Genomic DNA, 20,530 nt, shown 5'->3' with positions numbered 1-20,530 from the left:
GCAGGCCGACCTCGCTCACCTCGCCGAGGGGATCGTCACGCGGCATCGACAGCCGTTTCATCTGATCTCGCAGGCGACGTTCGAGGCGAAAGTCGCCGAGCTGTCCGCCCGGCTGCCATCGCTCTCCGATGCAGCGGCGATCGTCGCCTTGCGCGGCATCGCGGCCGGCATCGGCGATGGCCACACCTTCGTCGCCGCGCCGCCCCGACCGAGATTCCCGGTCGAGTTCTGCTGGTTCGGCGATGATCTGACGGTGGTGCGCGCCGCGGCCGCAGAGCGCAAGCTGATCGGCGCGCGGCTGCTGGCGATCGGCGAGCAGCCGGTCGCGGTCGTCCAGAGCCGACTGAACTGGTTGATCCCGCAAGGTGAGAACGACGGCTATGTGCTGGCGCGAAGCGTCGAGCTGCTGCGCGAGCCTGAGGTCCTCACGGCTTTGGGCATCGAGCCCGTGTTCCGGTTCCTTGATGCCGCTGAAACTGAGATCGTCGTCACTCTTGGGCCGGGCGAGGAGCCGCTGCTGATCGCCGAGCATGCTCCGCTCTCGATGCACCGGATGGACGAACCGTTCTGGTTTTCGCACGTGGCCGAACACGATGCGGTCTACGTGCAGTTCCGTTCCTATGGCGGGCTCGAGGCCAATGCCATCAGGCTGTTCGAGGCTCTGAGGCAACGGCCGGCGCGTCGGCTCATCATCGACCTTAGGCAGAACGGTGGCGGCAACTTCCTCGCCGGCCGGCAGTGGCTGCTGGTCCCCATCGAGCTGCTGGGGCTGGTCGCCGGCCAGCTGTTCGTGCTGGTCGGTCGTCGCACCTTCTCGGCCAGCATGGTCAACGCCATCGACTTCCGCCGCGAAACCGAAGCGATCCTCGTCGGCGAGCCGATCGGCGCCCGGCCATATGGCTATCAGGAGAATGGCTGGTTCACGCTCCCCGGTTCGGGGTTGCAGGTTTCCGCCGCGACCCGGCTCTACCGTTTCGGCTCGGAGGGCGCGGACAGCTTTCATCCCGACCAGCGCATCGATACCAGCCATGCCGACTTTGTCGCCGGCCGCGATCCGGTGCTCGAGTGGGCGCTGGGCGCCTAAAGCTCCGGCATGCCGCTGAACACTTCGAGGATCACCCCGATATCAGGGGCGCTGTCGAGATAGTGCACTTCGATGCCGGTGAAGCTGCCGCTGAGGGTGGATTGCCCGCCGCGTGCCTGCTGGTCGGCCAGCGTCTGCCGGAAGTCTGGCGTCTGCACCGCGATATGGTGCACGCCGCCGACGCCGCCGCGTTGGGCGAGAAACTTGCCGAACATGTCGTTCTCGTCCTGCGGCTCGATCAGCTCCCACATCACGTCGCCGATCATCGTCATGGCGATGCGCGAACGCCATTCGGCCGGCTTGCCGTCGACCAGCACGTTCTCGGCATTCTCCGGCCCGATCTCCATGAACTCCCATGGCCCGATGCCATACTGCTCCTCATAGGCGCGAACCGCCGCATCGAGGTTGGGCACCACGATGCCGAGCTGCATGGTCTTGGTGAAGGTTGGCTGCTTCTTCGGCATGTCGGGCTCCTCTTAATTCAACAATATTGTTGATCAACATATGTGTTGAATACGAACAGACGCCTTCTGTCAAGCCGGTGGTTGGTCGACCGCGGCACAGCCGCTAGGGTACCCACCCACGTGAACACCCAGGGAGTACGGCATGCGGTTCGAGGGCCAGGCGATTTATGTCACCGGGGCAGGGCATGGCATCGGCCGCGCCACCGCGCTGCGTCTGGCGGCAGAAGGTGGCTCGATTGCCGTCTCGGATATCGATGGGCCTGCTGCGGAGGCGGTCGCCGCCGAAATCGTTGCCAGCGGCGGTCGGGCCTTCGGCACCACTTGTGACGTCACCAGCCGCGACGCCGTTGATGCCTCGATCGCCGATGCGGTCGGCCGTCTGGGCCAGCTCAACGTCCTCGTCAATACCGCGGGCGGTGATTGGAACGAGCCGGCGCTCGGCGAAATCCCGGACGAGCTGTTCGACCGCAAGATCGACGTCAACCTGACCGGTGTGTTCCGCTGCGTCCGCGCCGCGCTGCCGGCGCTGATCGCCGCGGGCCCGGGCAGCAGCGTCGTCACCATTGGCTCGATCAACGGCAACTGGGCTTTTGGCGGCTACGCCTATTCGGCGGCCAAGGCCGGGCTCGAGATCCTCACCAAGAACCTCGCCGCCCGATACGGCAGCCAAGGCGTCCGCTTCAACCTGATCAGCCCCGGCACCATCCGCACCCGCAACTGGACGGTGCGCGAGGACGATGGCGGCAAGCGGGCCAGAAAGTACCCGCTCGGTCGCATCGGCGAGCCCGAAGACATCGCCGCCGCCGTGGCCTTCCTCGCCTCGGCCGATGCCTCATGGATCACTGGCATCAACCTCCCCGTCGAGGGCGGCATCATGACCGGCGGCCTGCATGACCTGATCATGGAGGGCTGATCGGTCGCGGCCGGTGCGGAGGGCGCCTGCCGCGACCGATGACGTTACGCCGTTCCGGTCAATCGGTCCCGGATCTCGGTGTCGGATTGCGGAATGTTGCCACCCGGGGTCAGCCGGTCAACCGACTCTGGAATTGCAGTAGCGAGACGCTTCAACAGATCCTCGCGTGACAGGCCGGTGCGCTGCGACAGCTCGGCCAGGTTCTCGGCGCCCACCGCCTGCTCGACCTGCTCCGGCGACAGCCCCTTGGTGGGAACGCCCACCGTCACCCAGGAATCGGCGGTTTCCGACTGGCCCGAATGGCGGAAGCTATCCATCAGGTCGCCGAGCCCGCCGGTGAGCACGTTGCCGTTGCCGCCACCAGCGGGCCGGCTCGCGTCTGTGCCATTGCCGCCGCCACCGAACAGGTCGCCGAGGCTGCCCAGAATGCTCGAAAGCCCATCCTGGGCCGGAGCGCCGTCGGGGCCGGTGCTCGATCGGTTCTGAAAGCCCTTCAGCGCTTCAGCAATCTTGTCACGGTTCTGGTAGCCCGCCACGGCGAGCAAACCGAGCAGGGCGACCATTGAGGGCATTGCGTTCTTGGCCATGTCATTGGTCCTTTCAAAGGGATGGGGTTCGGGTGGTCAGGTCCGACGGCGCATGAAGGCGCCCCAGGCGAACAGCACGATCACCGCACCGACGACGGCGCCGATCAGTCCGGCGCCTTCGCCGGGCGCGTACAAACCAAGGGCCTGCCCGAGGAAGGAGGCGACGAACGCTCCGACGATGCCGAGCACAGCCGTCATCACGAAGCCTGAGGGTCCGCCGCTGTTTGGCAGGATCAGCTTTGCGACAATGCCAGCGATCAGGCCGATGATAAGGGTCCACAGAATGCCCATAGGCGAAGTCCCCTACGTCCTCGCGCCAAATGCGCGGGTCTCGGACAACGCGGCGCTACCACCAGCGTTCCAGGAGCGGATGCTATCGCCGAAGTGCCCGTCAACGGCGACCGACGTATTGCTCCGCCTCCTCACGGTTTCGCAGCACGCACTTCGTCCCCTCGAAGCCATCCCACAGCCGCTGATGCGCCTGCCGGGAGTTGGCGTTGCTCCTCGTCGGATACTCGGCGACCCAGGCCAGCAGTGCCGCAAAGGACGCTTCGTTGCCGCCGCCCTGGTTGCCGCGTCGGCGCACATTGTCGAGACACGCTTCGACCGGCAGATCGAGGAAGATGAACTCGGTGACGCGGGGCAGGGCGGCCGGCAGCAGCCAGCCATAGACGCCCTCCATTACCCACGAGCCTTCCTTGGCGTGTTCGGCCACCTCGTCGAACACCACCCGCTTGTCACGCTCCTTGCCGCCATAGGCGCCGTCCCAATAGAGGTCGTCGAGGCGTAGCAGCCGCACCGCAAGGCGCTGCGCCAGCCGCTCGCCCAGCCAGGTCTTGCCGGAGCCGCCATTCCCGGTGATCAACAGGCGAACACCCTCAGCCATCGTTTGCTGCCTTGGGAGAGAGCAGCGATCGAGCGCGTTCTGCGCGCTCCGTTGCCATGACGGACATGGCGAACTCCATCGGCAGGCTCCAGAGGAAAGCGCTTAGCGGCTTCATTTCTGTGAGGTCGTATCCGAGATCGCTCAGCCGCACGAGGAACCAGTCGGGTTTCGCCACCGCCGACATGTCGCCGGACTTCTCGGCCAGTTCGATCACCGGGAGCATCGCGGCATACGTATCGAAGCCCAGGGCATAGGCCATCGCCTCGTCGAAATGCCCCGACTTGATCTGTGGGTAGCGGTCGCGAACCGCGTGCTTGATCGACAGCAGTCCTGCCCGCGTGAAGGGCGCAATTCCAAACGGCATGCCAGACCTCATCTCGGGTCGACGTCCGCCGATTACGCATCGACCGGGGATTGAGGTCGGTCGCAAGCTGTCTGGAGTGAGCCCCCTTCAACCCGGCGGCAGGTTTGGCTGGAGCAGCCTTGGCGTGAAACTAGCGCTGGCCTTTCCGCAAAGCAACAAGGCGCACCTGGCTCACGCCGTCGGCGCGGCGCTTTCCATGTAGTTGCGCGAGTAGCGGCCCTTGAGGCTGGTCAGCACTTCGTAGCCGATAGTGTTGGCGATGTCGGCATGGTCATCGATGGTGATCTGCTTGCCGATGATCTCGGCCATCTCGCCGGGCGCCGGGGGCCGCGGCAGGTCAGTGACATCCACCCCGATCATGTCCATCGACACCCGCCCGACCACCGGGCAGGGCTGGCCGTTGATCGCCACATGCGTGCCGCGGTGGTTGTTCGACGAACTCAATGAGCGGAAGAACCCGTCGGCATAGCCGATGGCGACGATGGCGAGGCGGCTGTCGCGCGACATCGTCTGCAGCGCGCCGTAGCCGACGGTTTCACCGGTCTTCACGTCCTTGGTCATCAGCACCGGCGCTTCGAGCGTCACCACCGGCGCCATCGGGTTGCGCCGGCCGGCGACAGCCCGGCCGCCATAGAGCGCGATACCCGGACGCACCATCTGGAAATGGTTGTCGCGGTTGCTCATCAGACCGGCCGAGTTGCTGAGCGACGCCGGAATCCCCGGGAACTGCGCCATCACCGAGGTGAACAGCGCCAGCTGGGTGCGGTTCTTCTCGTGCGCCGGGGTATCGGCGCAGGCGAGGTGGCTCATGATCATCTGCGGCGCATAGCCGATCGAGTCGATCAGCCGCTTGACGATCGAGGTCTCGTTGAGCCGGAAGCCGAGGCGGTTGATGCCGGTGTCGAAATGCAGCGCCGCCGGCAGCGCCTGGTTGGAAGCGGCGCAGGCTTGCAGCCATTCCTCCAGCATCGGGATCGAAGCGAGGCACGGCATCAGCCGCTCGCCGACATAGAGCGGCGCCGAGCCCGGATAGAGCCCGGAGAGAATGAAGATGTGGCTGTCCTCGGGCAGCGCTGCGCGCACCGCGATGCCTTCGTCGGGCGTTGCCGCAAAGAAGAACCGGGCGCCTGCCTCGTAGAAGGCGCGCGACGCCTGGGCGATGCCGGTGCCATAGGCGTCGGCCTTTACCACCGCGCCGGTCAGCGCGCCGCGGCTCACCTTGTCGAGGGCCTGCCAGTTGCGCTTCAAGGCGCCCAGGTCGACCGTCAGCCGCCCGCCGTAACCGGTCGCAATGGCCGGTGCCGCCATCACTACTCCATCCTTTCGGGCAGGTACTCGGAGCGCGCCAGGTTGCCGAAGCGCGTGAACTGCGCCTCAAAGCTCACCTGCACGGTCCCCGTCGGGCCGTGACGCTGCTTGCCGATGATGACTTCAGCCTTGCCGTGCACCTGTTCCATCTCGCCCTGCCACGCCATGTGTTCCGGCGTGCCCTCCTTGGGCTCCTTGTTCTTGAGGTAGTACTCCTCGCGGTAGACGAACAGCACCACGTCGGCGTCCTGCTCGATAGAGCCGGATTCGCGCAGATCCGAAAGCTGCGGATGCTTGTCGTCGCGGTTTTCCACCTGTCGGCTAAGCTGGCTGAGCGCGATGATCGGCACTTCCAGCTCCTTGGCCAGTGCCTTGAGCGTGGTGGTGATTTCGGTCAGTTCCTGCACGCGGTTCTCGCTCGACTTCTTCGACGAGCCACTCAGCAGCTGCAGGTAGTCGACGATCAACAGGTCGAGACCCTTCTGGCGCTTCAGGCGGCGGGCCCGCGCGGCCAGCTGCGCCACCGAGATGCCGCCGGTATCGTCGATATAGAGCGGCACCTGCGCCATCAGGTTCGAGGTGTCGACGAGCTTGGAAAACTGGCTCTCGTGGATATTGCCGCGCCGGATGTCGGACGAGGAGATCTCGGCCTGTTCGGCGAGAATACGCGTCGCCAGCTGCTCGGCGCTCATTTCGAGGCTGAAGAAACCGACATGCCCGCCATCGATGGTCTTCGAATGCCCATCCGCCTGCACTTCGCCGCGAAAGCTCTTGGCCACATGGAAGGCGATGTTGGTGGCGAGCGAGGTCTTGCCCATGGCAGGACGCGCCGCGAGGATGATCAGGTCGGAGCGCTGCAGCCCGCCCATCAGCCGGTCGAGATCGGTGAGTCCGGTCGAGGTGCCGCTGAGCGTGCCGTCGCGGCCATAGGCTTCGCCGGCCATCTTGATGGCTTCGGTCAGCGCCGCCGAAAAACTCTGGAAGCCGCCATCGTAGCGGCCCTTTTCCGCCAGATCGAACAGCGCCTTTTCGGCCTCCTCGATCTGCTTGTTGGCCGTCGCCTCGACATCGGAGTCGTAGGCGATCTGCACCATCTCCTCGCCGATCTGGATCAGGTTGCGGCGGATCGCCAGGTCGTAGATCGATTGGCCGTAATCGGCCGCGTTCAGCACGGTCGTCGCTTCCGCTGCCAGCCGCGCCAGGTATTGCGGCATGGTCATTTCGGCGGTCAGTGCGTCGGCGAGGTAGGTCTTGGCGGTGATCGGCGTCGCCGTCTTGCCGGCGCGGATGATCTTGGCCAGCACCTCATAGATGGTGCGATGGATCGGCTCGTAGAAATGCTCGGGTATGAGGAAGTCGCTGACCCGGTAGAACGCCTCGTTGTTGACGAGGACCGCTCCGAGCAAAGCCTGCTCCGCCTCCACATTGTGGGGCGCAAGGCGGAAGCCCTTTTCGTCTTCCGGACGCAGGCGATGCACGTTGTTGTCGGCCATGGCGACTCGAAGTCTCCTCCCAAAGTGTAAGGATTGGTTTACCAGCGGCGCCAGCCCGAACGACTACAAAATGTGACGCTGCGGTGGCCGAATCGGGTCACTGCGACGACGCCTGTGCGTAGTGTTGAAAGCGGGGGAAACCAAGGCGGCACGTTTACATTCGCTGTGCCCGGCTGATCGCCGATTCGCTCCCCGTCACTGCGCGCCCGCGTCGCGCTCCAATGCCGCGATGATCCGGCGCAGCATGCCGTAGAACTGCTCGCGCTCCTCGGGCTGCAGCGCATCGGTAGCGATGCCGTTGACCTCGATCGCCGAAACGAAGGCGGCCCTGGCGCGCTCCAGCCCGAGCGGGGTCAGCGACACCCGGGCACTGCGCCGGTCATTCGGGTCGGGCGTTCTCTGCACCAGTCCGTCGCGTTCCATCCGGTTGAGGGTGTTCGCCATGGTCGGCTGCTCCACCGCCGCCAGCAGCGCCAGCTCCTTCTGCGTCATCGCCCCACCGTCCTGCAGCGCGAAGAACACCGGCATCGGACCCGAGTTGCCGCCTGCCAGCCGCCGCTCGATGGCGCGCGCAAACAGCCGCGCCGCCCAATTGGTGAGGTAGCCGGCCGAGGTTTCGCGAACATAACTCATGTGCATAGCTTGCTATCTAAATCCATAGTGTGCTATGTAACCGCCATTGGCTACGAACCGCAAGGAGGCTTCGATGTCCGCAACAAGTAGTTCGACCCGCTACGGCAGCGTCGCCATCGCCATCCACTGGCTCACCGTGCTGCTAATTGTTGAGCTGTTCGCCACGGGCCTCTTCGCCGCGGCGCAGGTCGATCCGGCTGCCAAGGTGGCATTGCTGCGCGCGCACATTCCGTTCGGGGCAGGGGTGTTGCTGCTGACGCTGCTGCGCATCGTCTGGTGGCTCGCCATCGATCGGCGCCCCGCGCTCCCTGCCGATCAGCCCGGCTGGCAGAAGCTTACGGCCAAAGCCGTGCACTTCGCCCTCTATGCGGTAGTCTTCGTCACCGCCTCTAGCGGTATTGCCACCATCGTCCTGTCGGGTGCGCTTCCCGCCATCATCGGCTCGGCCACGCTCCCCAACCTCGAGACCGTCTTGCCGCGCGCCGTCCACGGCATCGCCTCGCGCGTTATGCTGGGCCTGCTCGCCCTCCACATCGGCGCCGCTCTCTACCACCAGTTCATCCGTCGCGACCGCCTGCTCGCCCGCATGGGTATTGGGGCCGCCTAGCGCCTGGCGATCAGCGCTTCGACCCCATCGAGCAGCCGCTCGAGCCCGAAGCGGAAGGCCTTCTCGCCCCAGAACTCGCCCTGCCGTGCCGCTGTCGCGGCCTGTCCCACCCGCGCCGTAAGGGGAAAGCGGCGCGGATCGACGAACCGCTCGAGCTGCGGCATGGCCTCGCGCCACCATTCCGGGTCACCCAGTCCCGTTTTCTCCCGTTCCGCCAGCAGCCCCGACTGCAGCGCGGCAGTGTGGGCCGCGTGATTGAGCACCGCCGCCAGCGCCTGGTCCATCTCGAAATCCGTGAGGCCGATGCCATCGAGCACCGCGAGTTCGACCTCGTTCTTCTCGATCTCGTGCGGCCCCATCGGCGAGCGCGCCGGGCGCGCTGCGGCCAGCCACGCATTGGCAAGGAACAGCCGATGATTCGCCTCGGCGACCAGGCTCAATCCCTGCCGCCAATTGCCGCCATGTGGCAGGGCTCCATCCGGGTAGAGGCCGCCATAGGCCCGGTCGACCATCAGCGCCAGCAGCGCCGCTTTGCCTGGCGCGAAGCTGTAGGTTGCCATGGTCCGCACGCCAAGCCGAGCGGCAATGGTGCGCATTGACAGCGCTTCGAGCCCCTCGGCCCGCACCAGTTCGGTGGCCGCCGCGACGAAATCGTTGATGGTGCGACCGCTCCGCCCGACCGGGCGCGCATGGTCGCTCCATAGCAGCGCAATGGTATCGGCAAGGGAGCTGTCGGGTTCGTTGCCGGCCAACGCGGCCTCCGGGATGATGACGTCCATTCCTTAGCACTGCCCCCTCGTTCGACCATAGGTTTGACGATCTGACGATGTATCGATACAGTGTATCGATACATCGTAGCGAAAGGAATGATCATGACCACGGGCGATATGGTTCGCCTCGAGCACACCGAGGCCTGGAGGTTCGCGCAAGAGGGGAGACTCGATCCCTCGGCGCCGGTCGCAGCATCGGGGAGCATTGCCATCGCCCGCGCTCCGGAAGCCGTGTGGCGGTTGCTGCGTGACGTCACCAACTGGCCGGAGATCCGCGCCGATGTTCAGGATGTAATCGCCCTGGATGGCGGCGCCTTCACCTGGTCCGCCGGACCGATCCCGGTCCGCTCGCGCTTCGCCATGGCCGAGCCGGGCCGTATGCTGACCTGGTGCACGCTGGCGGCCGGTCTTGAGGCGGTGCATGTCTATCGCTTTGACGCGATCGGTTCGACCACCCGGCTCACCGCAGCGGAATCGATGCGTGGCCCGCTGGCCGAACAGGCCATCAGCAGCCCGCAACTCGAAACCCAGATCGCCTCCTGGCTCGAAGGCATCAAGGTGCTCGCCGAGCCGCGCTGAAAGCACAAAGGCCGGGATCGCTCCCGGCCTTTGCAGAACTTCGATCGGATCGCCTTAGAAGCCGAAGGTCACGCCAACCTGCACGACGTGCGAGCCGGCATGGGCAACCACGTCTTCGGTACCGTCGCCGCTGATCTCGGCGCTCACGCCTTTCCAGCGGTAGCCAAGATCGAGCGCGATATTGTCGGCGACGTCAACCTTGACGCCCGCGCCGAGCTGGTAGGCGAGGCCAACGCCGTCAGCGTCGAGCGGATCGACCGCCGGCAGCAGGCCCGGCGACTCGGCATGGATGTAACCGACACCCAAACCACCACCGATATAGGGGGTGAAGCCCGAGCCGGTGTCGAAATCGACCCACAGATTGCCGAGCAGCGCGGCAGTGGTGACGCTGCCATCGAGGTCAAGGGAAGCCGGACCTTCCGAAGCGCCGTTCACATCGCGACGAGCGCCGTAGACTTCGACTTCGGCCCGCAGGCTGTCGAACACGTGCGTACCAACGGCGGCGCCGAGCAGCCAGCCCGCATCGGTGCTGATTTCGACGTCAAAGGTATCCGGGTCGACAGCATCGTCCTCACCGGTGACAAAACCATCCCACACGCCGCCGGCGAACACGCTGAAGTACCAGCCCGTGTCGGCCACGGTCACGGGCTGGTCGACCGGAACGTCGACGATCAGGTCCGCTGCGAGGGCAGGGGTGCCGACGATCAGGGCCACGGCAGCAGCGCCGCTGAGCAGTTTGAATAGGTTCATGGATGGAGCCTCCCGCAAAATGAGCTGCCACAATGCTTTGCAGATGACTTGTATTGGCGGAAGTGGGGAAAGCAGCTTTCAGCACATCAATTTCAGCCGTGGCACATAATGGCAACACCAGGCTGAAAGTGAGGCAAGCAACCGCGTCGCGCCGTTGCTGATACGTTCCGGATCGGAAGAAATCTAAGCTGGCCAAAGCTGGGCGCTGGCCGTCCCACCAAGCTCTGGCGGAGGTCGGCGGCCGCCGGCTAGCCGGAGCGGGCAAACGAAAGGGCCGGGATCGCTCCCGGCCCTTTGTCGTATCGATGCGATACGGTCTTACTCTTCGTCGCCAAAGGCCTCGGTAGCGGCGGAGCCGACTTCGGCCTGACCGGCGGCGAACTGTTCAGCCGCTTCGTCGTCGTAGTTGATCGCGGTGAGGTCTTCACCGGAGGCCTGGCGGGCCGCCTCGTCTTCCGAGCGCGCCACGTTGACGGTGATCGACACGGCGACTTCGGCATGCAGGTGCAGCGGCACCGGGTGGACGCCGACGGTCTTGATCGGGTTGGCGAGGTCGACCTGCGAGCGCGAGACGGTGAAGCCGTCCGAGATCAGCGCGTCGGCCACGTCACGCGACGACACCGAGCCGTAGAGCTGGCCGGTTTCGCCGGCCTGGCGGATGATGACGACCGACTTGCCGTTGAGGCCCGACGCGATACCGGCGGCGGCCTCGCGGCGCTCCTGGTTGCGCTGCTCGATGTCGGAGCGATCGCGCTCGAACTTCTTGCGGTTGGCTTCGGTGGCGCGCAGCGCCTTCTGCTGCGGGAGCAGGAAGTTACGGGCGAAACCGTCCTTCACCGACACTTCGTCGCCGATGTGACCGTGCTTGCCGATACGCTCGAGGAGAATGACTTTCATGGTACTTTCCTTGTGCTGTCCCGTTCACGAATGAACGGTTAGGAGCCACCGACCATCGGTCGCCCCAACCAATCCATCGGCGAGTTGGCGCGCTCTATAGCGCCAACCGCCAACTCAAACGCCGGTTCTTACTGAACGGCGTAGGGCATGATGCCGATGAAGCGGGCGCGCTTGATGGCCTTGGCCAGTTCACGCTGCTTCAGGGCGGAGACCGCAGTGATGCGGGAGGGAACGATCTTGCCGCGCTCCGACACGTAGCGCTGCAGCAGGCGAACGTCCTTGTAGTCGATCTTGGGCGCGTTCGGGCCCGAGAACGGGCAGGTCTTGCGGCGGCGCTGGAACGGACGGCGGGCCGTGGTCGTGGTCAGGTCTTTGATGGCCATTTGGCGTATCCTCTTGGGTGGGTCGCATTCCCTCGAAAGTCGCTAGCGACTTTCCTGGAATACTCCCGGGCGTTCTTAGAAGCGGCGCGGGCGACGGTCGCCGCGGTCGAAACCACCACGGTCGCCACGCGGGCCACCCGGACGGTCGCCACGGTCGTCATCGCGATCGCGCTTCTGCATCATGGCCGACGGGCCTTCTTCGAGCTCGTCAACGCGGATGGTCATGAAGCGCAGGATGTCTTCATTGATGCCCATCTGGCGCTCCATCTCGGCCACCGCGGTGTGCGGAGCATCGATGTTGAGCAGGGTGTAGTGCGCCTTGCGGTTCTTCTTGATGCGGTACGAGAGCGACTTCAGGCCCCAGTACTCGTTCTTGGTGACCTTGCCGCCGCCGTTCGAGAGCACTTCGGTCAGGGCCGCAGTCAGCTCTTCCACCTGCGTCGGGGAAACGTCCTGGCGAGCCAGGAAAATGTGTTCGTAAAGGGCCATAAGCGCCTTCCTTCAAGTTGGTTCACAACACTTCCACTCGGCGCGGAGCCCCTTTGAAGCCGGAAAGGCGATCAAAGCAGTCTTCTAAAGAGCGGGAACACGGGAGGACGGGCGAACCCTATTCATGCAAATGCACAAACCCTCCGTTCAGCCCCCGGCCGAACGAATGCGAGGCGGGCTATAGGGGAAAACGTCGGCAATGGCAAGCGGCGCGGGCGGTGACGTCCAGTGCGCGCCGGCCCGGCGGAACGATATCGCCCGGCCGAACCTTTCCCTTACATAAGGAGAAGGTCATGACCAATCGCAAAACTCCGGTGCCGCCGGCTGCCCAGCCCGACGCGATCCCTTCGGACATTCCCGATGCCGAGCAGACCGAAAAGGAACTGCCGGAAGGACAACTGCCGGGACTGCCGGTATGGCGCGATCCGTTGTTGAACCCCGGGCCGACGCCCTCGGAACGGGAGACGCCGCCGCTCGATTGATGCGGTCAGCCCGATGCGGATGCTTCGCCGATGCGCTTCGGGATTTGATACCCCTCGGACACCAGCAGCGAGGTGATTGACGGCGTCAGCGCGCGGCAGCCGCAATGCTGGGCGTGCTCGTAATGCCAGGCGGCGCGCTGCTTCCTCGTCGCATTGGCCGGCATCCTGTGCTCGCGGTGCCACTCAGAGTTGATCTTACCCATTGTCGCAGCCTCTTTCTTCGTCCCGACACTTGCGCTAGGCAGGCCGGGCGGCTCCACTATGTTAACCTTGTCGAGACCGCCATGACCACCACCGAAGCTGTCGCGTCTGCTCCGCCCGATCGCAACGCGATCCGCGCTGCCGAGGCGGTGATCCGTCCGCACGTCAGGCGCACTCCGGTGGTCGAGGTGGCGGCAGCCGATTTCGGGCTCGATGGCGCGCCGTTCTCCTTCAAGCTCGAATTCATGCAGCACTCGGGCACCTTCAAGGCCCGCGGCGCCTTTGCCAACCTCCTGATCCGGCCGGGCGCCGCACGCGGTGTGGTGGCGGCTTCGGGTGGCAACCATGGTGCCGCCGTCGCCTATGCGGCGCATAAGCTCGGTATCAAGGCGCATATCTATGTGCCGCGTATCTCCTCGCAGGCCAAGATCAACCGGATCCTGCAATATGGCGCCGAGATCGTCATCGGCGGTGACAGCTATATCGACGCTTACAATGCCAGCCATGCCTTCGCCGCCGAGCACGGACTGCTCGAGGTCCACGCCTACGACATGTTCGAAACGCTGTGCGGGCAGGGCACCGTGGGGCTCGAATGGCTGGAGCAGGCGCCCGGGCTCGATACGCTGCTGGTGGCGGTCGGTGGTGGCGGGCTGATCGGCGGCATCGCCGCGGCGGCCGCTGGCCGGGTCCGGCTGATCGGCGTCGAACCCGAGAATGCGCCGACGCTGCACAACGCCATCGAGGCGGGGCGTCCGGTCGACGTGCCGGTCAGCGGTGTCGCGGCTGACAGCCTCGGCGCCCGCCGCATCGGCAGCCTCAGCTTTTCGCTGTCCGGCTTCATCGACCGTTCGGTGCTGGTCACCGATGAAGCGATCATCGCGGCGCAGAAGACGATCTGGGACGTACTGCGCGTGGCGGTAGAGCCGGGCGGCGCCGCCGCCCTGGCCGCCGTTCTCTCGGGCCGCTATGTGCCGGCGCCGGGCGAGAAGGTCGGGGTGTTGCTCTGCGGTGCCAATACGACGGCGGTGAAGTTCGACTAGCCCGCCTTGACTTTGCCATCCCCCTCCTGCAAACGCCGCCGCCAACTGGACGCCTGTCCGGGCGGGGCTTAGGCTCGGCCTCAACGACCAAGAACAACGGCGGAGGCCACCACCTTGACCAAGCGCGCATTCACCTTTCCGGGGCAGGGCAGCCAGACTGTCGGCATGGGCAAGGATCTCGCCGACGCTTACCAGGAAGCCCGCAACGTCTTCGCCGAAGTCGACGACGCGCTGGGCCAGAAACTCTCCGCCATCATGTTCGAGGGACCGGATGAGACGCTGCGCCTCACCGAAAACGCCCAGCCGGCGCTGATGGCCGTCTCCGTCGCGGTGACGCGGGTGCTCGAAAGCCGCGGCTTCTCGCTCAAGGATAATGCCGCGTACGTGGCTGGCCACTCGCTCGGCGAATACTCGGCGCTGGCCGCGGCCGGCGCCTTCAGCCTCGCCGATGCGGCGCGGCTGTTGAAAATCCGCGGCCAGGCCATGCAGCAGGCGGTGCCGGTCGGGCAGGGTGCCATGGCGGCCATCCTCGGACTCGATCTCGAAACCGTGCTGCGCGCCGCCAATGACGCCGAGGATGGCGAGATTTGCGGCGTCGCCAATGACAATGCCCCCGGCCAGGTGGTGATCTCCGGCCATGTCGGCGCGGTCAACCGCGCCATCGAGCTGCTGAAGGCGGCCGGCGCCAAACGCGCCCTGCCGCTGCCGGTCAGCGCCCCGTTCCACTGCGCGTTGATGCGCCCCGCCGCCGACGCGATGGAGCACGCGCTCAACCAGGTGGCGGTGAAATCCCCGGTCGTGCCGGTGGTCGCCAACGTGCTGGCCAAGCCCATCACTGATCCCGAAGAGATCAAGAAGCGTCTCGTCGAGCAGGTCACCGGCATGGTCCGCTGGACCGAATGCGTCGGATGGCTGGTGAAAGACGGCGGCGTGACCCAACTGGTCGAGCTCGGTTCGGGCAAGGTGCTCTCGGGCCTCGCCAAGCGTATCGCGCCGGAAACGGCGACGGTGTCGATCGGCGCCCCAGCCGACGTCGATGCCTTCCTCGCCGAACTCGGCGCTTGAATCAGTTTCTCCTGAGGAGTCCGTAAATGTTTGATCTCACGGGCAAACGCGCCCTCGTCACCGGCGCTTCGGGCGGCATCGGGCGCGAAATCGCCAAGGCGCTGGCGGCGTCCGGCGCGCGCGTCGCTTTGAGTGGCACCCGCGTCGGGGCGCTCGAGGAGACCCGCGACCTGCTCGGCGGGGGCGATCACCCGATCCTGCCGACCAACCTGTCGGACCTCGATGCGGTGGATAAGCTGATCCCCTCGGCCGAGGCGGCGCTGGGTGGCATCGATATCCTCGTCAACAATGCCGGCGTCACCCGCGACAACCTCTTCATGCGCATGAAGAACGAGGAGTGGGACGAAGTGCTGGCGGTGAACCTCACTTCGGCCTTCCATCTCACCCGCGCCGTGCTGCGCGGAATGATGAAGCAGCGCTTCGGCCGTATCATCGGCATCACCTCGGTGGTCGGCGTCGTCGGCAACCCGGGGCAGGGCAACTATGCGGCGTCGAAGGCCGGCCTCATCGGCATGAGCAAGGCGCTGGCCTATGAGGTCGCCTCGCGCAACATCACGGTCAACACCGTGGCTCCGGGCTTCATCGGCTCGGCCATGACCGACGAATTGAACGATAAGCAGCGTGAAAGCATTCTGGGTAAGGTGCCGGCTGGCCGGCTCGGTGCCGCCGACGAGGTTGCTGCCGCGGTGGTGTTCCTCGCCAGCAACGAAGCCGGCTACATCACCGGCCACACGTTGAACGTCAATGGCGGCATGGTGATGCTGTAGGTCACTTCCAGCCCTTCCCTCCCGGGGGACGAGGTAGCTCCCCGAAGGGGGAGAGGAGCGGAGACCACGGTATCCGCAAGTGGACTGCAAGCGCGAAGGCTGGGGAAACCGGGCCTTGCGCAATATGGCAATGGCGGGGGAAGTATGTTACCTCCGCCGCTGATTTCGGGTTCGGCCCGTACTTGCGAGGGTACGAAGCCGCGCCTACAGTCTGTCGCGAACGGCGGCAAAGGTCGGTGGGCCCGGGCAATTCCGGTGTCTGGGGCCGCGTACGAACGAACAACCTGTTTGGTAACAAGGGAAGTCAAATATGAGCGATATCGCTGATCGCGTCCGCAAGATCGTGGTCGAACACCTCAACGTCGATGCGGAGAAGGTCGTCGATAAGGCCAGCTTCATTGACGATCTGGGCGCGGACTCGCTCGATCAGGTCGAGCTGGTCATGGCTTTCGAGGAAGAGTTCAACGTCGAGATCCCGGACGATGCCGCGGAATCGATCCAGACCTTCGGTGACGCCGTCGCCTATCTGACCAAGGCCGTCGGCTGATCGCCGACCGCTAACGGCTCTTCTTCGATGGAACTGCGCCGCGTCGTCGTCACCGGGATGGGGATCGTCAGCCCTTTGGGCTGCGGGATCGAACCAACCTGGGCCAACATCCTCGCATCCAAGAGCGGTGCCAAGCGCATCGACGACTTCCAGGTCGACGATATCGCTTGCCAGATCGCACACCGGATCCCGTTGGGCGATTACGCCGACGGCAAGTTCAATCCCGACGAATGGATGGACGTGAAGGATCAACGTAAGGTTGATCCCTTCATCATCTACGCCATGGCGGCGGCCACCCAGGCGATCGAAGATGCCGGGGTGGAACCCAAGACCGAAGAAGAAAAGCACCGCATCGGCACGCTGATCGGCTCGGGCATCGGCGGTATCGGGGGCATCTACGAGACCTCGATCATCCTGCATGAGAAGGGCCCGCGCCGCGTCAGCCCGTTCTTCATCCCGGGCCGCATCATCAACATGGCATCGGGCAACGTCTCGATCCGCTTCGGCCTGAAGGGCCCGAACCACTCGGTGGTGACGGCTTGTTCGACCGGCGCGCATGCCATCGGCGATGCTGCCCGGCTGATCATGCTCGGCGATGCCGACGTGATGGTGGCCGGCGGCGCGGAATCGCCGGTCAACCGGATCTCGATCGCCGGCTTCGCCGCCTGCCGTGCGCTCTCCACCGCCTTCAACGATCGCCCGGAAATGGCCTCGCGTCCCTACGACAAGGATCGCGACGGCTTCGTCATGGGCGAGGGCGCCGGCATCGTCGTGCTCGAGGAATACGAGCGCGCCAAAGCCCGCGGCGCCAAGATCTATGGCGAAGTCATTGGCTACGGCCTGTCGGGCGACGCCTACCACATCACCGCGCCGTCCGAGGATGGTGATGGCGGTTTCCGCTGCATGCAGATGGCGGTCAAGCGCGCCGGCATCGATCCCTCGGAGATCGACTACATCAACGCCCACGGCACCTCGACGCCGCTCGGCGATGAGATCGAACTCGGCTCGGTCACCCGCATGCTGGGTGACGCTGCTCCCAAGGCGGCGATGAGCTCCACCAAGTCGGCGATCGGGCACCTGCTCGGCGCCGCCGGTTCGGTCGAAGCGATCTTCTGCCTGCTCGCTATGCGCGACTCGATCGTGCCGCCGACCATCAACCTCGACAATCCCTCGATCGCCTCGGTGATCGACCTGGTGCCCCATAAGCCCAAGAAGAAGGAGGTCAACATTGCCCTCTCGAACTCCTTCGGCTTCGGCGGCACCAATGCCTCGCTGATCTTCCGCAAGGCGAGCTAGAGCAACCGGACCCGGGCGCCGTCATGGCGCCGGGTTCGTATTGATGTCACTTTTTCAGCGACTATTGCCCGCGTTTGTGGAGGTTCGACCGATGGCCAACGAGCGCAGCGACAAGCGGGCCCGCAAAAGACGGCGGGGCGGCGGCTTGCTCAGCGTGATCAACGCGCTGCTGACCCTCGTCGTCATCGGCATTCTGGTCGCCGTCGGCATTTTCCTCTACGGCGCCAGCCAGTTCTACGCCCCCGGCGCAGTCAAGACCGAGGCCAGCTTCACGGTCGAAAAGGGCTCGTCGGTGATGACCACGGCCCGCCGGCTCGAAGAACAGGGGCTGATCCCGCAGGGCCAGTTGTTGCCGTCCGAATGGTTGTTCTGGGGCGGTGCCCGGGCGTTGAAGAAAGAGGGCGACCTCAAGGCCGGCGTCTATGCGCTGAAGCCGAACTCCTCGATGGCCGACATTCTCACCGAGCTGACCGAGGGCAAGCCGCTCGATTTCTTCGTCAACGTCATTCCGGGCGATACCTCGTTCCAGGTCGCCGAGCGGCTGAACGCCGTGGGTCCGAACCTCACCGGTGAGCCGGTGCCGGTGCCGCCCGAAGGCACGCTGCTCGCCGTGCGCTACGACTTCTTCCCCGGCGATACCCGCATCTCGGTGCTCGAAAAGATGCAGGCCGAGATGAAGAAGACGGTCGACGAGATCTGGGCCGGCCGCGACCCCGCCATCGACTCGGTGATCAAGTCGCCGGCCGAACTGGTGACCATGGCCTCGATCGTCGAGAAGGAAACCGGCGTCGCCTCCGAGCGTCCGCAGGTGGCTGCGGTGTTCATCAACCGGCTGAAAAAGTCGATGCGCCTGCAGACCGACCCGACGGTGCTCTATGGCGTCACCGAGGGTAAGGCGGTGCTGAGCCGCGGCCCGACCTCGTCGGAGCTGAAGGCCAAGACGGCCTACAACACCTACCAGATCGACGGCCTGCCGCCCGGCCCGATCGCCAACCCGGGCGAAGACGCGCTGCGCGCCGTCGCGCATCCGGCGGCGATCAAGGACCTCTACTTCGTCGCCAAGAGCGCCAACCCCGCTGACGGGCACTTGTTCGCCGAGACCTATGCCCAGCATCGCAAGAACGTGTCGCTCTATCGCAAGGCCGCCGCCGAGGCTGACTCGGAAGCCGCCAAGGAAGCGCTGGAGGCCGAGCAGGCCGAAGACGCCGGCGAGACCGTCGAGCCCGCCACCTGATGGCTCTGTCGCTTGCCAGCATGACCGGCTACGCTCGCGCCGGCGGCACGCTGCCGGGTGTCGGCTTCACCATCGAGATCAAGTCGGTCAATGGGCGCGGCCTCGATTTGCGGATGCGCCTCGCCTCCGGCTTCGATGCGCTGGAGACCGAGATCCGCCGGCTGATCGGCAAGTCGATCAGCCGCGGCTCGCTGACCGTATCGCTGAACGTCGACCGCGAGGGCGAGGGCGGCCGCGTCGTCGTCAACCACCAGGCGCTGGAAGCGGTGCTCGAAGGCTTCAAGTGGCTCGAGGGCCGCGTCGAGGCCGGCAGGCCCCGCCTCGATGGCATCCTGGCGCTGCGCGGCGTGCTCGAGCAGCACGAGACGGCGCTGTCGGCCGACGAAGAGGAAGCGCTCAACGCCGCCATCCTCGGCGCCGTCGCTGAGGCCGTGGCCGGTCTGGTCGCGGCACGGCGCGAGGAGGGCGCCCGCATCGCCGCCATCCTCTCCGAGCGCATCGACGAGATTGCTGCCCTCACCAAAGCTGCCGAGATCCACCCCGGCCGCAGCCGCGATGCCATCCTCGCCAGGCTGCGCCAGCAGGTCGCCGAGCTCAGCGAGGCGAGCCCGACGCTCTCCGACGAGCGGCTGGCGCAGGAAGCCATGCTGCTCGCCACCAAGGCCGATATCCGCGAGGAGCTCGACCGGCTCGGGGCGCACATCGCCGCGGCGCGTCAGTTGATCGTGGGTGGCGGCCCGGTCGGTCGGAAGCTCGACTTCCTGTCACAGGAATTTAACCGCGAAGCGAATACGCTTTGTTCGAAATCCAACGACGTGGCCCTGACTGCCATCGGCCTCGACCTGAAGGCCGTGATCGATCAGCTCCGCGAGCAGGTCCAGAATATCGAGTAATCCGGCGAGCCGTGACGCCGCCGAGAACTCTGTGCAGGGGCATAAGGACGAAGCACGAATGGAATTCACCCGACGCGGCGTGATGCTGGTTCTCGCCTCGCCGTCCGGCGCAGGCAAATCCTCGATCTCTCGGGCCCTGTTTGAGGATGATCCGAACATCGCGCTGTCGGTGTCGGTGACCACGCGCGCCCGCCGCACCGACGAGATCGACGGCAAGCACTACCACTTCATCGACGTGCCGACGTTCAAGAAGATGCGCGAGGATGGCGAGCTCTTGGAGAGCGCCGAGGTGCACGGCAATTTCTATGGCACGCCGCGCTCGCGTGTCGAAGAGCGGCTCTCGGCCGGTCGTGACATCCTGTTCGACATCGATTTCCAGGGCACGCTGCAGCTCTACGAGAAGTGCCGCAGCGACATGGTGACCATTTTCATCCTGCCGCCCTCGATCAAGGAACTGCGCAAGCGCCTCGAGCGGCGGGCCCAGGACAGCGCCGGCACCATCGAGAAGCGGCTGAAGAACGCCCGCATCGAGATGGAGCATTACGGCGAGTACGACTATGTGCTCGTCAACGAAGATCTCGAGGATTCCACCTCGCGTGTTCGTACGATCCTCGCCGCCGCCCGGCTCGCTCGGCCCCGCTTTATCCAATTGGATAAGTTCGTCAAAGACTTGCAGGATCAGATCGACTCTCTTTAGCAAGATGGGAGAGGGTCGCGAGCTTCAGAGCGTCATCAAGGCGCAATAAAATCGTTAAGGTAACACCTTAACTCTTCCGACAGCTGCCTGTGGATAAGCCA

27 protein-coding genes are annotated in these 20,530 nt (G+C 65.3%); 13 read left to right on the top strand and 14 right to left on the bottom strand.

From position 1 onward, the window contains the following. The first annotated feature begins 148 nt into the window (after positions 1–148). Positions 149–1,084, top strand: coding sequence for a S41 family peptidase (locus tag VW23_RS10415; RefSeq protein WP_069909496.1), 936 nt, complete (start codon positions 149–151; stop codon positions 1,082–1,084). Here VW23_RS10415 and VW23_RS10410 read toward each other — a convergent pair. After that, positions 1,081–1,548 carry a VOC family protein gene (locus tag VW23_RS10410; RefSeq protein WP_069909495.1) on the bottom strand — a complete coding sequence of 156 codons (468 nt, stop codon included), beginning with the start codon at positions 1,546–1,548 and terminating at the stop codon, positions 1,081–1,083. The genes VW23_RS10415 and VW23_RS10410 overlap by 4 nt on opposite strands. 142 nt (positions 1,549–1,690) lie before the next feature. Between VW23_RS10410 and VW23_RS10405 the strand changes: the two genes are divergently transcribed. Beyond that, positions 1,691–2,461, top strand: a complete 771-nt coding sequence (locus VW23_RS10405) for an SDR family NAD(P)-dependent oxidoreductase (RefSeq protein ID WP_069909494.1) — start codon at positions 1,691–1,693, stop codon at positions 2,459–2,461. 44 nt (positions 2,462–2,505) lie between these two features. Here VW23_RS10405 and VW23_RS10400 read toward each other — a convergent pair whose 3' ends face one another. The 7 genes from VW23_RS10400 to VW23_RS10370 form a co-directional block, all read right to left on the bottom strand. Beyond that, complete coding sequence (locus tag VW23_RS10400; RefSeq protein ID WP_069909493.1) at positions 2,506–3,048, bottom strand: YidB family protein; 543 nt, start codon at positions 3,046–3,048, stop codon at positions 2,506–2,508. 36 nt (positions 3,049–3,084) lie between these two features. Next, entirely contained in the window at positions 3,085–3,339 is a 255-nt protein-coding gene (locus VW23_RS10395; RefSeq protein WP_069909492.1) for a GlsB/YeaQ/YmgE family stress response membrane protein, read from the bottom strand. A gap of 100 nt (positions 3,340–3,439) precedes the next feature. Then, positions 3,440–3,934 (bottom strand): P-loop NTPase family protein, encoded by a 495-nt coding sequence (locus VW23_RS10390; protein WP_069909491.1) that lies wholly within the window; start codon positions 3,932–3,934, stop codon positions 3,440–3,442. Further along, on the bottom strand, positions 3,927–4,298 hold the full coding sequence (locus VW23_RS10385) for a hypothetical protein (protein ID WP_069909490.1): 372 nt from the start codon (positions 4,296–4,298) through the stop codon (positions 3,927–3,929). Before VW23_RS10385 ends, VW23_RS10390 begins: the two co-directional genes overlap by 8 nt. Positions 4,299–4,469: 171 nt before the next feature. Beyond that, positions 4,470–5,606, bottom strand: coding sequence for an alanine racemase (gene alr, locus VW23_RS10380; RefSeq protein WP_069909489.1), 1,137 nt, complete (start codon positions 5,604–5,606; stop codon positions 4,470–4,472). 2 nt (positions 5,607–5,608) lie between these two features. Next, on the bottom strand, positions 5,609–7,099 hold the full coding sequence (locus VW23_RS10375) for a replicative DNA helicase (protein WP_069909488.1): 1,491 nt from the start codon (positions 7,097–7,099) through the stop codon (positions 5,609–5,611). 195 nt (positions 7,100–7,294) lie between these two features. Then, entirely contained in the window at positions 7,295–7,732 is a 438-nt protein-coding gene (locus tag VW23_RS10370) for a MarR family winged helix-turn-helix transcriptional regulator (protein ID WP_069909487.1), read from the bottom strand. A gap of 73 nt (positions 7,733–7,805) precedes the next feature. Between VW23_RS10370 and VW23_RS10365 the strand changes: the two genes are divergently transcribed. After that, positions 7,806–8,339, top strand: a complete 534-nt coding sequence (locus tag VW23_RS10365) for a cytochrome b (RefSeq protein ID WP_069909486.1) — start codon at positions 7,806–7,808, stop codon at positions 8,337–8,339. On the opposite strand, the gene VW23_RS10360 is transcribed toward VW23_RS10365, so the two are convergent. Then, a complete protein-coding gene (locus VW23_RS10360) occupies positions 8,336–9,118 on the bottom strand; it encodes a TetR/AcrR family transcriptional regulator (RefSeq protein ID WP_084645891.1) in 783 nt (260 codons plus the stop codon). The two genes, VW23_RS10365 and VW23_RS10360, sit on opposite strands and share 4 nt — an antisense overlap. 93 nt (positions 9,119–9,211) lie before the next feature. Here VW23_RS10360 and VW23_RS10355 point away from each other — a divergent pair, with 93 nt between their 5' ends. Beyond that, positions 9,212–9,688: an SRPBCC family protein gene (locus VW23_RS10355; protein ID WP_176730373.1), complete on the top strand. Its 477-nt coding sequence runs from the start codon at positions 9,212–9,214 to the stop codon at positions 9,686–9,688. Positions 9,689–9,742: 54 nt separating this feature from the next. On the opposite strand, the gene VW23_RS10350 is transcribed toward VW23_RS10355, so the two are convergent. From VW23_RS10350 to rpsF, 4 genes are all read right to left on the bottom strand, one after another. After that, entirely contained in the window at positions 9,743–10,438 is a 696-nt protein-coding gene (locus VW23_RS10350) for an outer membrane protein (RefSeq protein WP_069909484.1), read from the bottom strand. 318 nt (positions 10,439–10,756) lie between these two features. Continuing rightward, complete coding sequence (gene rplI, locus VW23_RS10345) at positions 10,757–11,335, bottom strand: 50S ribosomal protein L9 (protein ID WP_069909483.1); 579 nt, start codon at positions 11,333–11,335, stop codon at positions 10,757–10,759. Between the two features lie 128 nt (positions 11,336–11,463). Next, a complete protein-coding gene (rpsR, locus tag VW23_RS10340; protein ID WP_055048535.1) occupies positions 11,464–11,718 on the bottom strand; it encodes a 30S ribosomal protein S18 in 255 nt (84 codons plus the stop codon). 75 nt (positions 11,719–11,793) lie between these two features. Then, complete coding sequence (rpsF, locus tag VW23_RS10335; RefSeq protein WP_069909482.1) at positions 11,794–12,207, bottom strand: 30S ribosomal protein S6; 414 nt, start codon at positions 12,205–12,207, stop codon at positions 11,794–11,796. Between the two features lie 293 nt (positions 12,208–12,500). Between rpsF and VW23_RS10330 the strand changes: the two genes are divergently transcribed. Beyond that, positions 12,501–12,689: a hypothetical protein gene (locus VW23_RS10330; RefSeq protein WP_069909481.1), complete on the top strand. Its 189-nt coding sequence runs from the start codon at positions 12,501–12,503 to the stop codon at positions 12,687–12,689. Between the two features lie 5 nt (positions 12,690–12,694). On the opposite strand, the gene VW23_RS10325 is transcribed toward VW23_RS10330, so the two are convergent. Continuing rightward, a complete protein-coding gene (locus VW23_RS10325; RefSeq protein WP_069909480.1) occupies positions 12,695–12,892 on the bottom strand; it encodes a hypothetical protein in 198 nt (65 codons plus the stop codon). Between the two features lie 81 nt (positions 12,893–12,973). Between VW23_RS10325 and VW23_RS10320 the strand changes: the two genes are divergently transcribed. From VW23_RS10320 to gmk, 8 genes are all read left to right on the top strand, one after another. Then, entirely contained in the window at positions 12,974–13,930 is a 957-nt protein-coding gene (locus VW23_RS10320) for a threonine/serine dehydratase (RefSeq protein WP_069909479.1), read from the top strand. Between the two features lie 114 nt (positions 13,931–14,044). After that, positions 14,045–14,995, top strand: coding sequence for an ACP S-malonyltransferase (gene fabD, locus VW23_RS10315; RefSeq protein ID WP_084645889.1), 951 nt, complete (start codon positions 14,045–14,047; stop codon positions 14,993–14,995). A gap of 26 nt (positions 14,996–15,021) precedes the next feature. Next, positions 15,022–15,762: a 3-oxoacyl-[acyl-carrier-protein] reductase gene (gene fabG, locus VW23_RS10310; protein WP_055879302.1), complete on the top strand. Its 741-nt coding sequence runs from the start codon at positions 15,022–15,024 to the stop codon at positions 15,760–15,762. A gap of 310 nt (positions 15,763–16,072) precedes the next feature. Further along, the gene (locus VW23_RS10305) at positions 16,073–16,309 is read left to right on the top strand and encodes an acyl carrier protein (protein WP_055048542.1); all 237 of its coding nucleotides are present in this window, start codon (positions 16,073–16,075) and stop codon (positions 16,307–16,309) included. Between the two features lie 33 nt (positions 16,310–16,342). Next, positions 16,343–17,605, top strand: a complete 1,263-nt coding sequence (fabF, locus tag VW23_RS10300) for a beta-ketoacyl-ACP synthase II (protein WP_069909506.1) — start codon at positions 16,343–16,345, stop codon at positions 17,603–17,605. Positions 17,606–17,696: 91 nt separating this feature from the next. Beyond that, a complete protein-coding gene (mltG, locus tag VW23_RS10295; RefSeq protein WP_069909478.1) occupies positions 17,697–18,839 on the top strand; it encodes an endolytic transglycosylase MltG in 1,143 nt (380 codons plus the stop codon). Beyond that, on the top strand, positions 18,839–19,732 hold the full coding sequence (locus VW23_RS10290) for a YicC/YloC family endoribonuclease (RefSeq protein ID WP_342029922.1): 894 nt from the start codon (positions 18,839–18,841) through the stop codon (positions 19,730–19,732). Before mltG ends, VW23_RS10290 begins: the two co-directional genes overlap by 1 nt. Before the next feature lie 58 nt (positions 19,733–19,790). Further along, entirely contained in the window at positions 19,791–20,429 is a 639-nt protein-coding gene (gene gmk, locus VW23_RS10285) for a guanylate kinase (protein ID WP_055879293.1), read from the top strand. Positions 20,430–20,530: the final 101 nt, after the last annotated feature.

The sequence above is a fragment of the Devosia insulae DS-56 genome (assembly GCF_000970465.2).
GTDB classification, from domain to species: Bacteria; Pseudomonadota; Alphaproteobacteria; order Rhizobiales; family Devosiaceae; genus Devosia_A; species Devosia_A insulae.
This window is presented reverse-complemented; position numbering and strand designations above follow the sequence as displayed.

What these genes read in the sequence shown, in the direction of transcription:
- VW23_RS10410 (WP_069909495.1), bottom strand. Translation starts at nt 1,548, where the DNA reads ATGCCGAAGAAGCAGCCAACCTTCACCAAGACCATGCAGCTCGGCATC.
- VW23_RS10405 (WP_069909494.1), top strand. Translation starts at nt 1,691, where the DNA reads ATGCGGTTCGAGGGCCAGGCGATTTATGTCACCGGGGCAGGGCATGGC.
- VW23_RS10400 (WP_069909493.1), bottom strand. Translation starts at nt 3,048, where the DNA reads ATGGCCAAGAACGCAATGCCCTCAATGGTCGCCCTGCTCGGTTTGCTC.
- VW23_RS10395 (WP_069909492.1), bottom strand. Translation starts at nt 3,339, where the DNA reads ATGGGCATTCTGTGGACCCTTATCATCGGCCTGATCGCTGGCATTGTC.
- VW23_RS10390 (WP_069909491.1), bottom strand. Translation starts at nt 3,934, where the DNA reads ATGGCTGAGGGTGTTCGCCTGTTGATCACCGGGAATGGCGGCTCCGGC.
- VW23_RS10385 (WP_069909490.1), bottom strand. Translation starts at nt 4,298, where the DNA reads ATGCCGTTTGGAATTGCGCCCTTCACGCGGGCAGGACTGCTGTCGATC.
- alr (WP_069909489.1), bottom strand. Translation starts at nt 5,606, where the DNA reads ATGGCGGCACCGGCCATTGCGACCGGTTACGGCGGGCGGCTGACGGTC.
- VW23_RS10375 (WP_069909488.1), bottom strand. Translation starts at nt 7,099, where the DNA reads ATGGCCGACAACAACGTGCATCGCCTGCGTCCGGAAGACGAAAAGGGC.
- VW23_RS10370 (WP_069909487.1), bottom strand. Translation starts at nt 7,732, where the DNA reads ATGAGTTATGTTCGCGAAACCTCGGCCGGCTACCTCACCAATTGGGCG.
- VW23_RS10365 (WP_069909486.1), top strand. Translation starts at nt 7,806, where the DNA reads ATGTCCGCAACAAGTAGTTCGACCCGCTACGGCAGCGTCGCCATCGCC.
- VW23_RS10360 (WP_084645891.1), bottom strand. Translation starts at nt 9,118, where the DNA reads ATGGACGTCATCATCCCGGAGGCCGCGTTGGCCGGCAACGAACCCGAC.
- VW23_RS10355 (WP_176730373.1), top strand. Translation starts at nt 9,212, where the DNA reads ATGACCACGGGCGATATGGTTCGCCTCGAGCACACCGAGGCCTGGAGG.
- VW23_RS10350 (WP_069909484.1), bottom strand. Translation starts at nt 10,438, where the DNA reads ATGAACCTATTCAAACTGCTCAGCGGCGCTGCTGCCGTGGCCCTGATC.
- rplI (WP_069909483.1), bottom strand. Translation starts at nt 11,335, where the DNA reads ATGAAAGTCATTCTCCTCGAGCGTATCGGCAAGCACGGTCACATCGGC.
- rpsR (WP_055048535.1), bottom strand. Translation starts at nt 11,718, where the DNA reads ATGGCCATCAAAGACCTGACCACGACCACGGCCCGCCGTCCGTTCCAG.
- rpsF (WP_069909482.1), bottom strand. Translation starts at nt 12,207, where the DNA reads ATGGCCCTTTACGAACACATTTTCCTGGCTCGCCAGGACGTTTCCCCG.
- VW23_RS10330 (WP_069909481.1), top strand. Translation starts at nt 12,501, where the DNA reads ATGACCAATCGCAAAACTCCGGTGCCGCCGGCTGCCCAGCCCGACGCG.
- VW23_RS10325 (WP_069909480.1), bottom strand. Translation starts at nt 12,892, where the DNA reads ATGGGTAAGATCAACTCTGAGTGGCACCGCGAGCACAGGATGCCGGCC.
- VW23_RS10320 (WP_069909479.1), top strand. Translation starts at nt 12,974, where the DNA reads ATGACCACCACCGAAGCTGTCGCGTCTGCTCCGCCCGATCGCAACGCG.
- fabG (WP_055879302.1), top strand. Translation starts at nt 15,022, where the DNA reads ATGTTTGATCTCACGGGCAAACGCGCCCTCGTCACCGGCGCTTCGGGC.
- VW23_RS10305 (WP_055048542.1), top strand. Translation starts at nt 16,073, where the DNA reads ATGAGCGATATCGCTGATCGCGTCCGCAAGATCGTGGTCGAACACCTC.
- mltG (WP_069909478.1), top strand. Translation starts at nt 17,697, where the DNA reads ATGGCCAACGAGCGCAGCGACAAGCGGGCCCGCAAAAGACGGCGGGGC.
- VW23_RS10290 (WP_342029922.1), top strand. Translation starts at nt 18,839, where the DNA reads ATGGCTCTGTCGCTTGCCAGCATGACCGGCTACGCTCGCGCCGGCGGC.
- gmk (WP_055879293.1), top strand. Translation starts at nt 19,791, where the DNA reads ATGGAATTCACCCGACGCGGCGTGATGCTGGTTCTCGCCTCGCCGTCC.